General features: G+C 53.4%; 16 protein-coding genes. 2 read left to right on the forward strand and 14 right to left on the reverse strand.

Translation table 11 applies throughout. The features are described from left to right. Nucleotides 1-49 precede the first annotated feature (49 nt). A complete protein-coding gene (locus AF331_RS11785) occupies nt 50-652 on the forward strand; it encodes a LysE/ArgO family amino acid transporter (protein WP_053428307.1) in 603 nt (200 codons plus the stop codon). A 38-nt stretch (nt 653-690) separates the two neighbouring features. On the opposite strand, the gene AF331_RS11790 is transcribed toward AF331_RS11785, so the two are convergent. The 5 genes from AF331_RS11790 to AF331_RS11805 form a co-directional block, all read right to left on the reverse strand. Then, entirely contained in the window at nt 691-2,805 is a 2,115-nt protein-coding gene (locus tag AF331_RS11790) for an MMPL family transporter (RefSeq protein ID WP_053428308.1), read from the reverse strand. 94 nt (nt 2,806-2,899) lie between these two features. Further along, the gene (locus tag AF331_RS22410; protein WP_160316524.1) at nt 2,900-3,055 is read right to left on the reverse strand and encodes a hypothetical protein; all 156 of its coding nucleotides are present in this window, start codon (nt 3,053-3,055) and stop codon (nt 2,900-2,902) included. Between the two features lie 27 nt (nt 3,056-3,082). Next, a complete protein-coding gene (locus AF331_RS11795; protein WP_053428309.1) occupies nt 3,083-3,313 on the reverse strand; it encodes a hypothetical protein in 231 nt (76 codons plus the stop codon). 199 nt (nt 3,314-3,512) lie between these two features. After that, nucleotides 3,513-5,417 carry a S9 family peptidase gene (locus tag AF331_RS11800; protein WP_082346954.1) on the reverse strand — a complete coding sequence of 635 codons (1,905 nt, stop codon included), beginning with the start codon at nt 5,415-5,417 and terminating at the stop codon, nt 3,513-3,515. A 243-nt stretch (nt 5,418-5,660) separates the two neighbouring features. Then, nucleotides 5,661-6,110, reverse strand: a complete 450-nt coding sequence (locus AF331_RS11805) for an AraC family transcriptional regulator (RefSeq protein ID WP_053428947.1) — start codon at nt 6,108-6,110, stop codon at nt 5,661-5,663. Nucleotides 6,111-6,218: 108 nt separating this feature from the next. On the opposite strand from AF331_RS11805, the gene AF331_RS11810 reads away from it, so the two are divergent. Beyond that, nucleotides 6,219-6,452, forward strand: a complete 234-nt coding sequence (locus AF331_RS11810; RefSeq protein WP_053428311.1) for a DUF3953 domain-containing protein — start codon at nt 6,219-6,221, stop codon at nt 6,450-6,452. A 41-nt stretch (nt 6,453-6,493) separates the two neighbouring features. Here AF331_RS11810 and AF331_RS11815 read toward each other — a convergent pair whose 3' ends face one another. The 9 genes from AF331_RS11815 to AF331_RS11855 form a co-directional block, all read right to left on the reverse strand. Further along, nucleotides 6,494-6,808, reverse strand: a complete 315-nt coding sequence (locus AF331_RS11815; RefSeq protein ID WP_053428312.1) for a hypothetical protein — start codon at nt 6,806-6,808, stop codon at nt 6,494-6,496. A gap of 48 nt (nt 6,809-6,856) precedes the next feature. After that, the gene (locus AF331_RS11820; protein ID WP_053428313.1) at nt 6,857-8,464 is read right to left on the reverse strand and encodes a glycoside hydrolase family 43 protein; all 1,608 of its coding nucleotides are present in this window, start codon (nt 8,462-8,464) and stop codon (nt 6,857-6,859) included. Beyond that, a complete protein-coding gene (locus AF331_RS11825) occupies nt 8,457-8,882 on the reverse strand; it encodes a DUF4064 domain-containing protein (RefSeq protein WP_053428314.1) in 426 nt (141 codons plus the stop codon). Before AF331_RS11825 ends, AF331_RS11820 begins: the two co-directional genes overlap by 8 nt. After that, a complete protein-coding gene (locus AF331_RS11830; protein WP_053428315.1) occupies nt 8,879-9,823 on the reverse strand; it encodes a pectinesterase family protein in 945 nt (314 codons plus the stop codon). Before AF331_RS11830 ends, AF331_RS11825 begins: the two co-directional genes overlap by 4 nt. Beyond that, nucleotides 9,793-10,692, reverse strand: a complete 900-nt coding sequence (locus AF331_RS11835) for a dienelactone hydrolase family protein (RefSeq protein WP_053428316.1) — start codon at nt 10,690-10,692, stop codon at nt 9,793-9,795. The genes AF331_RS11830 and AF331_RS11835 overlap by 31 nt, the downstream gene beginning before the upstream one ends. Next, complete coding sequence (locus AF331_RS11840; RefSeq protein WP_053428317.1) at nt 10,689-12,017, reverse strand: glycoside hydrolase family 28 protein; 1,329 nt, start codon at nt 12,015-12,017, stop codon at nt 10,689-10,691. The genes AF331_RS11835 and AF331_RS11840 overlap by 4 nt, the downstream gene beginning before the upstream one ends. Beyond that, a complete protein-coding gene (locus AF331_RS11845) occupies nt 11,981-13,144 on the reverse strand; it encodes a glycoside hydrolase family 88/105 protein (protein WP_053428318.1) in 1,164 nt (387 codons plus the stop codon). Before AF331_RS11845 ends, AF331_RS11840 begins: the two co-directional genes overlap by 37 nt. 66 nt (nt 13,145-13,210) lie before the next feature. Further along, the gene (locus tag AF331_RS11850) at nt 13,211-14,707 is read right to left on the reverse strand and encodes an extracellular solute-binding protein (protein ID WP_053428319.1); all 1,497 of its coding nucleotides are present in this window, start codon (nt 14,705-14,707) and stop codon (nt 13,211-13,213) included. Continuing rightward, on the reverse strand, nt 14,676-15,335 hold the full coding sequence (locus tag AF331_RS11855) for a YesL family protein (RefSeq protein WP_053428320.1): 660 nt from the start codon (nt 15,333-15,335) through the stop codon (nt 14,676-14,678). The genes AF331_RS11850 and AF331_RS11855 overlap by 32 nt, the downstream gene beginning before the upstream one ends. Between the last annotated feature and the right edge of the window lie 9 nt (nt 15,336-15,344).

Raw genomic sequence — 15,344 nt, forward strand, 5'->3', positions numbered from 1 at the left:
TTCTTTTAGTTGTAACACAGTATGATGAAAGAAGAAAGGAGATGGTGCAATGGACGCCCTTCTACATGGTATCCTACTGGCATTTGGTCTTATCCTTCCTTTAGGTGTGCAAAATGTGTTTGTCTTTTCCCAAGGGGCAGCACAACCCTCCCTTCCGAAGGCACTACCAGCAGCAGTCACTGCTTCCCTGTGCGATACCCTACTCATTCTGTTATCAGTCACCGGCTTATCCGTCATCGTCTTTACGTTTGATTGGCTTCGGACAGGATTGATCATCGGCGGAGTCCTATTCCTGGTCTATATGGGGTGGACCCTCTGGCAGACCGAAGAAGCAAGTGCTTCGACTCATGGTGCCATGCCGCTCAAACAGCAGATGGTCTTTGCCCTTTCCGTCTCGCTCCTCAACCCCCACGCCATCCTTGACACGGTCGGGGTCATCGGGACGAGCGCATTGGCATATACCGGAATGGATCTACTCCTATTCACCTGTGCCTGTATCGGTGTTTCATGGCTATGGTTCCTCGGACTTATCTTCGCAGGATCTACCATGAAGCATGTTGATCCGACTGGAAGAGTGATGACGGTATTCAACAAATGCTCTGGCCTTTTCATCTGGGCCATGGCCCTTTATCTTCTCTCCGGTTTGGTTTAAAAGAAACCACAGGCCTCATAAGCCTGTGGTTCTTCACGTTATTCCGTTGCTTCCTTCTTATCCTTCTCAAAGAAGAGGATGAGGGCCGGAAGCAGCATGCCGCGGACCAGGAAGGTGTCGATCAGGATCCCGATCGATACCATGAATCCGAAGATGAACAAGTCGGCGATTGGCATCGTCATGAGGGCTGCGAACGTGGCCGCAAGGATGACCCCGGCCGACGAGATGACGCCTCCTGTATTGCGTATGGCGATCTCGAGTCCTTTCTTCACTCCATGCACCCTGCGTTCTTCCATGAAGCGCGAGACAAGGATGATGTTGTAATCGATCCCTAGGGCGACGAGGAAGATGAAGGCATAGACCGGAACCCTGGTGCTAATGGCATCATATCCAAAGAACACGTCGATGAGGAAAAGTCCCGCACCCAGTGCCGATGCGTATGAAATCAGGATCGTTGCCATCATGTAGAGCGGCATCTTCCATGAACGGGTCAGGAAGAAAAGAAGCGCAAGAATCAGGACGCTTTCCAGGACAACGATGGTTAAAATATCCCGGTTGTTCACGTCGCGTTCGTCGACGAGCTTCGCCGTCACACCCGCTACATAGGAATCACCTGAAATCGATGCATCCTTCAGGAGGCGATCGCCATTGTCGCGGATATCTTTCATGAAATCCATCGCTTCCACTGAGTATGGATCGGTATTCAACGCGATGCTGTACGATGCAGCGTCACGATCATCCGTCACACCTGTCAGCCTGACCGATGCCACTTCTTTATAGGAATCCAGTTTTTCCTGAAGGGCTTTCACGGATTCATCAGAGAGCTCTTTTTTGCTCTCCACCAAGAACGTAGCAGGAGCGAGTTCCCCTTTATCAAACTGTTCTTCGACGATTTCATATCCAACGCGGGATGGCAGGTCATCCGGGAAGGACTTGACCATATTGAATTCAAAATCAAGGTTCAGGACGTTGGCGGCGGTGATGATCATGAACACCGCGACGGCCCCTCCGGCAACAAGCGGTTTCTTCACCACGAATTTGGCGACCGGACCCCAGAATTTGTGCTTCACTTCTTTCTCTTGGCCATATTTCGGTACTTTCGGCCAGAAGGCTTTACGCCCGAACAGGGTGAATAAGGCCGGGACAAGGGTGATGGACGCGAGCATGATCACAAGCATGGCCATTCCGAACACCGGCGCGAAGTTCGAGTAATCTCGGAAGTTCGCGAAGAAGAGGATGAGCATGGCGGCAAGCACGGTACCCCCGGCGAAAAAGACCGGTTCTCCCGTCGCCCTCATGGCCTGCTTCATGGATTCGTACTTGCTTTCATGGCGGTTAAGCTCTTCACGATAGCGTGAGAACACGAACAGAGAGTAGTCGATGACGGCAGCAAAGAGCAGGATGCTCATGATCGACGTCGTCGAGTTGTTGATTTCAAGACCGGCAGACCCCATGAGGGCGATGGCCTGATTGGCAACCTGATAGACGATGGCCGTCGCGAGGAGCGGGATGATCGCGAGAAGCGGCGAGCGGTAAATGGCAATCAGGAGTACAAGGATGATGAGCACGGTCGCAATCAAAAGAACGAAGTCGGCGCTTTCAAAGAGCTTCACCGTGTCTCCTGCGATCCCGGCAGGACCTGTAATGTAGAAGTCCGTAGCCGATTGCTCCTTCGCCACATCGTTTCCAATCTCGGAGGCCATATCGATGATCGTCGAGTATTCGTCATTCCCGAGGCCTTTCTCGAGATTCATCGGGACGATCATCGTGGAACCGTCTTCCGACGTGAACCCTTCCAGGGCAGGTGGCGGCAGCTTGCTGATGTCCACGATGGAATCGATCCCTTCGATCTTTTCAGCACGGATTGCCTCCAGGATCTCATTGGCATCCTCTATGTTCACCTTTCCATCTTCATTATGAAAGACGAGGATCCCAGGGGTTCCCTGGTCGTTCGGGAAGTACTCTTTTATTTTTTCGTCTGCGACGATGGACTTGGCATCATCGGGCAGGGACTGGAAATCCGACACCTTGTAGTCTGAGAGCTTCGGTCCGGCACTCAGGGCGATCATGACCACGAGCCAGGTGATGATCGTGATCCACATCCCCCGCTTGGTCGATACCCAGTCGGTGATGGGCGATAATAATTTCTTCATGTATGACAACTCCTATGAACAGAATGATTAAGCTTACGGGATCATTCTATCAAGGGAATATAAACTGAATATCAATTCCTTGTGTCAAACTCCTTCAATGATTGAAGGAAGTGTGAAGAATGTAGAAGTCCGTTCCATTCCGCTGCGGGCGCCCGCTTTCCACGGGGAGGGAGTCGAGCCTCCTCAGCTGCGCTTCCGGGGTCTCGATCTTCCCTCTTTTCCCGTTGGAGTCGGGCGCCCTCCGCTTCATTTCACTCAGTGGTTTTTGATGATGGGTTCATTTACTCACCTTTCCTGACACCCACAACAATCCAATTGTCAAGAGTGCTCCTGTCAGTGCACTTTCTCCCGTGATAAACAGCAACCTTCCCACATCTTCCCACTCTCTAGTGCCCAATAACTGAGGCTCCCAATTGAAAAAGATCATATAGACCAAGACCGGCACAAAGGCAAACGGGAATACCAACCAGAAACGCTTTTTAATATTTTCCGGTAATCTCAGTTCCAAGCCTATTCCCTCCTTTTTAATACGGTACTCAGGCAGCTTTCAAAACCAACAGATTCTTAAGGACACAACTCAGTAAAACAGCCCTGTCATAACGACAATCACCAATGCCACCGTGAAGAAGCCGTAGAGAAAGGCCCTGGTCATGGATACGATATCGGGGAACATGTCGTTAAGAAGGTTCGCTTTTCTGTTTATGTTTCTACTTCCCCTTTTTAAGAATATGACGGGTGAACCATTCAAGGTTTTGTTCCATGATCCGTTTGTGAACCTTTGGATGGTCAGAGCTGTAGCCCATTCCTGTGAAGAGTTCGAGTTCAACCTCCACCCCTTGTTCCTTCAGGCCTTTGTAGAGTTCATGGGCGTTCTCAACCGGCACCCTTGCGTCGGCTTCTCCGTGCTGGATGAGCGTCGGTGTGCATGCGGATTGTACATACCATACCGGTGAACTCTTGGCATAGATTTCCGGGTCATTCCAAGGAGTATCGCCGAGATAGCTGAGGACGTTGGAGGGCAGGTCGGTCGTCTTGTAGTTTGTCACCCAGTTGCTGATCCCTCCGCCGACGGATGCCACCTTGAAGCGGTTGCTGTAGATGGACGAGAACGCGGTGATGAATCCTCCCTGGCTCCACCCCATGATGCCGACCTCGTCCGGGTCTACGATCCCTTGCTCCACCAGGGCGTCGACACCTGACATGATATCTTCATGATCACCGATCCCCAGATTTCGGGCATTCGCCTTCATGAAGGCATCTCCATACCCCGTGCTTCCCCTGTAGTTCGGCTCAAGGACGATGAAGCCCTTTGCGATGAACGACTCGACGGGATACTTATCATTGAAGGAAGTCGATTGAAACGGGAAAGATGCCCAGTTTGGACCACCATGGACCAGGACCAGGAGTGGCTGTGCCCGATCTCGTTCCATGTCTTCAGGTATGGATAGAACCCCTTCGATCGTTTCGCCATTGGGATTGGACCAAGTGATCACCTTTTTCCGGCTGATGCGTTTAGAGCTCAGCAAGGCATTCTCATCGGTCACCTTCACTCCATCCACGTAAAGTTCCGGTGTTTCATTCGGATGTGCCTTCAGGCATGCCAGATGATGGCCGTCTGATGATATGGAAGCTCCGAGCGTGTAGCCATCCTCATGGTTGTAAGGTTCGAGGTTTCCATCCGGTTGGAGGAGCCCGATCCTCCCGTTCGTCCGGTCCTGCCATTTCACAAGGATCCCTTGTTCTGTCCAGCGGATCGGAATCCAGGTGGAATCGACTTCGGATAGGGGCTGCTCCCTTTCCCCCGTCGTCAGGTCATGAATCTCAAGCATGCTGTCCGGGATATGGGTTCGATAGTAATCCTTTTCCTCACGACTCACCGTATAGCAGATGTGTGTCCCTTCCGGCGACATGCACACCTGTCCACCAAGGCGTCTGCTTTCTTCAATCTTTTTCACCACTCCAGTGAACCGGTTCAACAGGTACAGCTCTGCCTTGTGAGCGTCATCCGCACCCGGTCCCGGACTCGCCAGGAAAATGATCCTTCCTCCATCGAGGGAAAGATCAAAATCCAAAATATGGACTCCTTCTTCTAGTACAGGCAGGAGTGAACTCCTCTCTTCATGATCAAGAGAATGGAGCCGGTGATGCCCGGTATGAGTGGGGGCGGTATAGTAAAGTCCCTTGCCTGTCGGATCCCATTTGTATAGAGCGATTCCGCCTTCTACATCCGTCAGCTGGACTCGCTTCCCTTCTTTCATAGACTGGATGAAGAGTTGATTTCCGTTGGGCTGTGTACACATAAAGGCAAGCTGATCCGAACATGGCGACCATGATGGACGGAAGCCCGGTCGGACCTCGGCCGTCTTTTCACCTTTTTCATGTACTTCGATATGGGTTATGTATGCGTCTCGTTCCCAATCTGCTGTCCGTTTGACGAAAGCCGATCGTTGGCCGCATTCGCTGATGGTGACATCGGATAGTGTCGGTAGGGAAAGAAGGTCTTTTATGCTTATGTAGTCTGATTTTGTATCGTTCAATGGAATCCCGCCGCTCTGTTTTAGTGGTGCCTGCCGGATGGCAGGGTTTGGTGTTAGTTTAACATAAACTTCCATGTTGGATGTCTAGAAATTCACGTTTGGGATAGGGTCTGCATTCCTTATTGGACGTTCCATTCCGCTGCGGGCGCCCTCTTTCCACGGGGAGGGAGTCGAGCCTCCTCAGCTGCGCTTCCGGGGTCTCCATCTTCCATCTTTTCCCGTTGGAGTCGGTCGCCCTCCGCTTCATTGCACTTTTTGATCATGGTGGTTCTGATGGTTCATGACAGGATAGGTGTTGGTCTGTGCCATCACTACTTCTTATTTTACAGGAACGAGCATTTCACACCGATGCTGCCTGATCAGTTCATCGGTGTAGCGTTCGACGATGGGATGGTTTCTTATGGATAAACCGCTCTTTTCAATATCCGATGGCATGTGCCTCCACCATTCCGTTATGGCTTCTTCGGTGTGGTCCAGTGTGAATACGGCGTATTTGCCCCCTGTAAATATCCCCTCCATTGCACCTCCTGTCACCTCGGTCTCTGCGGTGATCACTACGGCTGTGTCGTAGCGGCAGGCTTCCGGTGGCGTGAGATCCGGGTGGTCCTGCGGGATTCCGAGTATCAACGAATTCTCCAGAATGTCATTCTTTCTTGCCCACGATTTCACCTTTTCCATGAGTTCCTTATTTGCTTCTCCTCCATACGGGCCTATGTTCCTGAAATAGGCGATTCTCATCTCTGGAATCTCTTCTATCATCATATCAATCTCCTCCTCCACTTGAAGGTAATATGGTATAAAATGTTTTTCAAGGGGATTTTTAAAAGTCGTCATGTATGATAGTGTGAGAACAGTATGGTGATTGGAGGCCTTTCCTTGTTAAAGATCCTGCGGATCCTGCTTGCTATCCTCACCGGGTCATTCGCTCTTTACGGAATGCTGGCGGATGATTTCACTTATGTCCCCCTTATGCTTTTGTTCATGGGCGGTATGATCCTTATCATGGGGATTGAAGAGTACAAGAATAATAAAAAGGTTTTAGCTAGTTTGCTCATCGCGGTATGTCTATTTATCTTTTATACCTCGTTTGAGACCATGCTGCGCTGGTAAGCCGCAAAAGAAAATGCACCGTCATCTGACGGTGCATTTCTTCATAACCCGAACTGTTCTTTCATGGTGAGTCTCCCTCGCTGGAAGGAAATGATCACCATCTTCTCGTCCTCTTCCCATCTGTAGACTGAATCGTTTTCGCCGTTGTCTTCCTCGCCTTCCGGTACGCCAGGTTGACCGATGACATCCACGACTTCCGGATAGGTCATGCCTTTTTCAAGATCGTTGAACAGGTCGAGGGTGAACCCCTGCTCTTCTTTTTCCACCTTGCCATTCGAGCTGGTCCATTCGACGCGACATCCGGAGAGGATGATCAGGGCGGCCAGGAAAAACAGGATTGTTTTGAACCGGTTCATGGTTTCCCTCCCTTTTTCTACCTTTACGAAAAAGGGTCGTGCAAGGTTTCACGAATCGCTGAAATTCACCATCCACTCTCCGGATTCTCCAATTCCTCTCGCTTCGTCTTTTCCCCGGTACGTGAAATGATGGAAGTCGGCATGGGAACCGGATTGGGTATCCATGTCGTGGACGGCGATGCCGATATAGGTTCCGGTGAAGCCGCCTGATAAAAAGTGGACCGGGATGGCATCGTCTACGGGCAGCCATTCTGCGTTACTGCGATAGTAGAACCTTGCCTCGCTCCCGAGTCCTTCCACCTTGAGATCAATGGCGCCATCTCCGAGATCGATCATGACCGGATGAAGCGTCGATTCCCCTCCATCACAGGAAAGCAGTCGCAGCACCCGTCCGGATTCATCCAGGGTAAGATAGCAGTAGAGATAATTCTCATCATCGAGATAAAGCATGAGACCTGCGAGCTGATTGAACGTCTCCGGCTCGTATTCGATCCTCGTCTCGGCCTCGTAAAAGAAATCCTTCTGGCGCACGGCGAGGATGTGATGGTCGAACAGGGAGTGCGGCGAGCCGCCGGACCGTAGGCGGAGAGCTCCTTTCCTGCTCGTCAGGTCGCACCATGAAGGGTCCTGGGGAATGCGCAGAGTGTTCCACTCCTGGTGAAGGTTCCCTTGGAACTCATCGTGGAAATCGGTGGGTTTGACCTGACGGACGGGTTCTTTCGTCTCAATGGCCGTCTGCAGACTCGGACCGTTTCCGCCGTCTGCCAGCCTTAGCCACCCGTCTTCGCTCCACGTCACTTCCTGGATCGCCGTCTCGCGACCGAGGATCGCCCCGCTCCCACCGAGGGGACGCGTGCACAGATAGGCCATATACCAGTTGCCCTCGGGTGACTGGATGATGCTGCCGTGGCCGGCGCATTGAAGGGGCGATTCCGGCTTATCCCGGGCCGTGAGCATCGGGTATTCCGGGTCCACTTCATATGGACCCGTGATGGCACGGGACCGGCAGACGGTGATGGCGTGGCCGGAACCCGTCCCTCCTTCTGCCGTGATCAGATAATAATAGCCGTTGTGGCGATACAGATGGGGTGCTTCCGTTTTGGCAAGCTCGGTGCCGTCAAACACCTTATGGACCTGACCCGTGAGCGCTTGCCTAATACGATCGTATTCTTGTAAAACAATTCCTGCCGACTTATTCCCCGTCGTCATCCGGTAATCCCAGATTTCATTGAGGAGCCAGGTCTTGCCGTCGTCATCGTGGAAGAGCGATGGGTCGAAGCCACTGCTGTTGAGGTAGACGGGATCCGACCACGGGCCGCTGAGGTCGGGAGCGGTGATGACATAATTATGACTGTCCTTGAACGGTCGCCTCGTGCTTTTCACATCGGTATAGACGAGATAATAGAGTCCGTCCGAGTAGCTGATCTGCGGGGCCCAGATGCTGCCGTTCTTCGGGTTTCCCCGGAGGTCCACCTGATCGGTGAGGGGATCGGATTTGTGTTCCCAGTTAACGAGATCGCGTGATTCATAGATACGGACGCCTGGAAGCCACTCGAATGTGGAGACGGCGAGGTAATAGGTGTCCTTCACCCGGAGGAGACTCGGATCCGGATGAAATCCAGGCAATACGGGATTGGTGATGATGGTTTTAGGCATGTATGACTCCTTTCCTGATCGGTTGTTTTCGGAAGAAGCAGAGGGCGGCAGAGAGGAAGAAGAGGAACGCCAAAGGGAAGGCAACGAGCTGGGTGCCGATCAGCGTGGCTCCTCCCGCTACTATCAAGATGATCCCGGCCCTTCCCGGATTCCGGTTTCCTTTCAGGAAGAAAGAGGCAAGGGCAATCAGGCAGAGGACCACGAGAAGGGTGATGGCAAACCATGTTGACAGCGTTTTGACCGCCTCGAAATTCCGGCCGAGCTCATCCCCCGGAAGGTTCCCCTGCAAAAGGGGGAATACCTTGTCGGCATAGGTCGCTTCATCCATGGGCAGGATCGTGAGGGCAAACCCTCCGAGGAAAAAGAGGCAGAGGAAGCCCCCGGACAGGGTGATGAGGAGCTCCCGCTTCCTTGTCACCCCTCTTCCTCCTCGATGAAGGTGATCCAATCCGGGATGATGAACGCACCGTCTCCTTCGTAGTGGTTGCGGTCTTCTACGTAGGTGGCGGTGAGGCGGTTCGATGCTTTATCCCAATCATCCCATCGTTCAGGGTGAAGATGCGCCCCCATCCAGCAGCGGGAGAAGACGGTCTTTCCATACGCCCGCCACGGCCGTCCGAGGTAGACGTTCCCCGTTCCTTCTTCTGCCGTGATATAGCATTCCTCGAAGATCAATCCGCGTTCCTGCCCTTCAGGTGTCGACGCTGCGGAAATGAAGCCGACCCCGTCATCGGGTCGCTTGAGGGATTTGATTTCGCACTGATGGAAAAGCCCTTCCCCTCCCCCAAAAATGAAATCAATCGTCCCCTCGATCATGCAGGAGTGGAATTCGGCCCTGCTTTTCTCGAAGCGGACCTTCAGCTGGGGGGTACAAAAGGGAAGGCCGGTCTTCTGGACTTCGGGAAGGGGTCCGAGGCAGACCGTATCCTGATAGCCTTTGAAGCGGCAGTTCTTGAATGTCACACGATCCCCTTCCGAATACATGGCGACGGCCTGCCCGACCACTTCTCCCGGTCCCGCGTCATTGGTGATCGTGATGTTTTCAACTAGCACGTTCTCGGCATTGATGAATACGGTGGCGGTCCGGAATGTGCCGATTTCCCCGCCGTTTCCATCAGGCTCCCTCGCATAGCGGCCGTCGACGATTTCCACGTCGCCGATCCCGCTCAGGATCAGGTTATTTTGATAAATGGCCAGGCGCTCCCTGTAGACCCCGCTCAGGATCGTGATGCGGACTGGCCCCTCGATCCCTTTGCAGCGCTCCAGTGCTTCCCCGATCGTCGATACGGTGCCAACACCGGCTTTCCCGACAACCATGCGCGTTTCTTTTACAGATGTTTTCTCAGAAAGGTTTTCCATATTTCCCTCATCTCCTTCGTCTCTTGGTGGCCCCCGGTCAGGATCCTGCCCTCCCAATGTTCGGGGTAGCCCTTACCGGCGTAAGCCTTGGTCAGTTCTCTATCCAGATATCGTGCCCCTTCCACCGGGCACATCCGGTCGCTTCCCCCCGTGAGGCTGAGGCGGGGACGCGGAGCGATCATTCCCTGGATTTCATAGGTGGAACATGCCTTCAGCAGTCCCGGGACGTAATAGTAGAAGCCGTGATGATCGAGCCCCCTTTTCTCGAGCAGGGTTTCCGTATCCACCTGGGCTGCGATATCAATCGTCACCTTCACGCGCTCATCGAGTGCCGCAAGCCACCAGCTCAGTAGTCCGCCCATGCTCATCCCGATGGTCGCGATACGTGTGTCATCAAGGTCTTCCCTTGTTGCGATGTAATCCAGGAGCCTCATGCTATCGAAGAGGCGCATGCCCCAAAGGGTGCGGCCGTATAACAGCATCTCTTTCACTAGTTCACTTTCGAGCTTTCCTTTCCTCTCTTCGAATCCCCAATGATCGATGGCCAGGACGGCATATCCCATGGCGGTGAACTCCCTTGCAAAAGAAGGGTCCTGCAGGTAGCCGGCACTCTCCGTCAGCTCGTGTTTACCCCTGTCAAAGTCGCCCCCATGTGAATGCTGGTAGACGACGACAGGGTGCGGGCCCGAGCGGTTCAACGGTGTGAGGAGGATGGCAGGGACGCTCTCCATCCCGTTCAGGTCGATCATGAGATGCTCCGTTTCATATGCATCCCCCTTCTCTTTTGAAAGCGTGGTCCCTTGAAGCGTGGCTTCCGGAGGCGGATCTCCGAGGAGCACGAGGAGTTTTTCCCGCAGAGAGGCTGTCATGAGAGCGTCACCTCCACCGCTTCACTGCCGCTTGCAGTCTTCGACAGGCAGTCCCTGACAGTGATTGTACCGCTGTTTTCCACGTGGAACGGCGGGCCCTCATGGTTCTCGATCGTGACGCGGTCGAAATGGAGGTCGCTTGAGCAGCCGATGAAAAAGCCCCGTTTTGCCATATCCTCAATACCGGTCATCATGGCCGGCTTACCCGGGATGGCATCGTCCGCCATGGAGATTTCGATGTGCTGGAAGCTGACGACCGATACGTGCTGCTCGGCGAGTCCGTAGATGAATCCCGCTGCCGCATGGACCCGTCTCGCCGTGATATGGGAGAAGTGGATGCGCCGGAACATCGGCGTTTCGTCTGTGACCGGATACGGATTTTTATCCCATACATATTGGTCCTTTCCGCGCGGACCGCAGAAGTAATAAAGATTCAGGATGAACGGACAAATCACATTGTCCATGACGATATTCGTCACGCGGATGTCTTCGACGACGCCGCCCCTTCCCCTTCTCGACTTCAGGCGGATGCCGCGGTCGGTGTCCTGGAAGACGCAGTTTGAAATGGTAACGTTGCGGATATCACCGCTCATCTCACTCCCAAGGACGACGGCACCGTGACCATGGACCATCGTGCAGTTCGTGATCGTGATGTTTTCACACGGAGTGCGGTCCGGGGAATCCTCGGTCCCGGATTTGATGGCGATACAGTCGTCCCCGACATCGATGTGACAGTTGCTGATCCGCACATTCTTGCACGACTCGGGATCGATCCCGTCGGTGTTCGGGGAGTCGGCAGGGTTCAGGATTGTCACATTGTCGATGGTGATGTTCTCGGAACGGATGGGATTGACGGTCCAGCTCGGGGAGTCCTTCAGATGCACATCACGAAGGGTGATTCCCTTGCAGCGGTCAAAGCTGATGAGCTTCGGTCGCGGGTAGAGGAGGCGGTCCGGTTCGTTGCGGAACACATGCCACCATTCTTCCCCGTTCCCGTCGATTGTCCCGTATCCCGTGACCGCGATTTGTTCGGCATCCTCCGCGTACAGGCACGAGGCATAAACATCGCGGTTCACGCCTTCCCAGCGTGATGCCACGACGGGATAATCCTCCTGACGGTCGGAGAACAGAAGGGTCGCCCCCATCATCAGGTGGAGCTCGATGTGACTCTTCAGGAAAAGGGCGCCCGTCAGGAATTCACCCGCAGGGACAACCACCCTTCCCCCGCCATGACGCTCCGCTTCATCGATGGCCCGCTGGATCGCTTCGGTACAGATCCTGCCTTTACTTACTGCTCCAAACTCGGTGATGTCGTAGACAGACATGACGCGTCTCCCCCTTCCAGTACCGCTTCGCATTCGCATAGGGCCTGGAGGAATGCCCCGAGTCCTTTTTGATCGTTGCAGATGATCGGCTCGCTGATGTAGTACGCGTAGGAACCGTCCCTTTGATCAGCGCCGCCGAGCCCGGCGACCTGACAGTTTTTGTTCAGGTTCACCAACCCTTCATTCGTCAGGAGGACGAATTCTGATATAAGGCCTTTCCGGGATGCGGCGACATCTGCTTCCCACTCCTCACGATCCAATACTCCGAGACGGATCCCTTTGGCCATGGCATAGACGAACATACTGCTGCAGGAAGCTTCAAGGTAATTCCCTTTCCGTCCGCCCTGATCGAGAACCTGATACCAGACGCCGGTTTCGTCCCGCAGTGATTTCACCTTTGTGAGGATGGATTCGAGCATCGTCGCCAGATCGTCCCTTCCCGCCGTGTCCTCCGGCAGGATCTCCAGCGTATCGGCAAGGGCCATGACGTACCAGCCGACGGATCTTCCCCAGATGTTGGCTGACAAACCAGTTCCTTCATGGGCCCATGGCTGCTGCTTTTTCTCATCCCACGCGTGATGCAGAAGGCCGGTCTCCCGGTTCAACAACCGCCCGTAGCTTACACGGAACTGACGGATAATGTCCTCGATCCCTTCCCCGCCGTGCCACGTCATGAGGTACTGTGCATAGAACGGGGTTCCCATATACAGTCCGTCGAGCCAGATCTGATGAGGATAAATCTGTTTATGCCAAAACACCCCTTCCGACGTCCGCGGATGCCGGGACAGCTGTTCCCTTAAAAGGTCCGCCGCCTTCCTGTATTTCTCGTCGCCTGTTTCCTTGTGGAGCAGGAAGAGGAGCTTGCCGTTGTTGATGTGATCGATATTGAACTCTTCCAGCCGGTAGCCAAGGATGCTTCCATCTTCTTTGATGAAGTGATCCATGTTCTCTCGGATGTACGCCAAATACCGTTCGTCCCCCGTCCGCTTCCAGAGGGACTCAAACCCTCTCAGGATCACGCCGTAATCATAGGACCACTTTTCGTTATAGCCCCTTTCTCCATAAAGCCTCGGCGTCCGTTCCATGATGGAGTCCGCTGTTTTCGTTGCCCATGTTTCGTTGGTCATGCCTTCACACTCTCCTTTAGCAAAGTAGGAAAGGAGGGAGGTCTCGTGCCCCACCCTCCTCGATGATCATTGACTCGCCTTGTAGGCTTCTTTGTACTCTTCCTTGATGGTTTTACCGCCTTGGTCTTCCCATGATTGGACGGCTTTCTTGAATCCTTTCATGTCGATCTCGCCGAGGATGTACTGATAGGTGGCATCGGTGATGATCTTCTGAAGCTCGGTTCCTTGGCTTGAGTAGGTTCCAGACTCGAGTGGGACGGCCGGGTTCAGGACGGCATAGTCAGCATTTTCGGCAATCATTTCATTGGATTTCTGCTTGATCGGGTTTGGATCTTTTGATTCATATCCCGTTTCCCGCGGCCTTGAAGCTGCAAGTGGCTGTACTTCCTGCTGCCAAAGATTCTGGTCGATGATTTTGTACAGGCCGTCGGCATCTTCTTCATAATGCGTTCCTTCGATTCCATAGGTCATCAGGCTATACAGCTCTTCATCATGGAGATCATTGACGAACTGAAGGATCTTCTTCAATTCGGCTTCGTCCTTTACTTCAGAGCGAGGGAAGGCAAGAACGCCGCCGACACCGTTCCCTTCAGACCAGATCACGCGCTTGTTGTAGTCTGTTGACGTCATGTCGTTGATGAGGTCAAGCTCCATATCATCCTGGATGCCTTTGGCCATGTTCTGGAAGTTCTGCCCGTCGAATAATCCACCGAAGTAGATCCCGGCTTTCCCTTGGGCGAACGTTTGCTGCTGGTCGGTCTTCGCCATGACGGCAAAGTCCTTGTTCACCCAACCGTTGTCATACATCTTCTTCAGGTAGTCCATGGCTTTGACATATCCTTCTGTTTCGAATTCCGGTGTGAAGTTGCCTTGTTCGTCGACATCCCATTTATTCGGGGCTCCGAAGTAGGTGGCAAGCGTCTTGAACGAGCTATACACCAGGTCGCTCCGGTCGAGCAATCCTACCGTATCGTCCTTGCCGTTCCCGTCGGGATCATCCTCGGTGAACGCCTGGGCCACCTTCATGAGATCCTCTGTTGTTTTCGGCATGTCGAGTCCGAGATTGTCGAGCCAATCTTTGCGGATGACGATCCCGATCCGCGACAAATCTTTCTGGAACGGCACCCCGTACAGCTTCCCTTCAATGGAAGCAGACTTCCTTACATCCTCCGAAATGTCCTTCAGATTCGGGTAATCATCAAGATAGTCCTCTACATTCCAGAACATGCCGGACTTCATGGCGTTTCGCACCGAGGAATTATCCATCATGGTGATTGTCACGATATCGGCCAGGGAATCAGACGCGATGGCGGTGTTGATCCGCTCTTCCTTGGACGCATCGGGCACCCAAGAGAATTCGAGTTTCGTATCGGTCTTCTTCTCGATTTCATCCACGATGGTGTCTGTAGGCGGCGAGGCGGTGTGCAGGATGTTCATCCATGTGATCTTCCCGTCCCCTCCTTCCGATGAAGAGCTGGACCCTTTTTCCCCACTGCAGCCGGCAAGAAGCAGCATCCCGGCAAGGCCGACGCTACCCAATCTTGAGATCATGCGTTTGTTCATTGTGTTTCCCCCTTTTTGATTGTTTGGTTTCATTATGATGAAGCGCTTCCATTCTTGTGAACACCTGATTGCCCATCCATGCAAGCAGGAAGAGTGGAAGGCTTGCTCCCAAGAATACGAGAATACCAGGAAAGATCGACCAGAATAGACCATAAAACACGGCTATGATCAGGGTCGTCACGAGTGAGTACTGCAGGAATGACAGGCCGATCCAGAAGGCCGTTTTGATTTTGAAGAACATTCCTTTCACGTTGTAGTTCGCCATGACCGGGAAGATGAAAAGCAGGGACAATCCATATGCGAACAACAGAAGGAAGAGGAGTCCCTTCACGTACCACTGCGTCACGAAAAGAAGATCAACGATCAGGACCGTGCCTGCGAACATGTACAGCAGGCTTATAGCCGTCGCTTCCCTGAACCCTTCCTTTACGTACTGCCAGAACGTCGAAGCAACAGGAACGTCCTTCCCCCGGACCCACTGACGGCAGACGCTCACCGCTGCATAGGTCGCAGGACCGACGCCGAAGATCACGCCACCGCACAGGGTGCACAGGAGCCAAAGGGCATTCACATACACAAGCTTCAGTAACAGGATACAGATGGCATTGAGCTTCTCAACGGACTTCATCTCGTCTGC

Origin of the sequence: Rossellomorea marisflavi, from assembly GCF_001274775.1 — a bacterium.
Taxonomy (GTDB): Bacteria; Bacillota; Bacilli; order Bacillales; family Bacillaceae_B; genus Rossellomorea; species Rossellomorea marisflavi.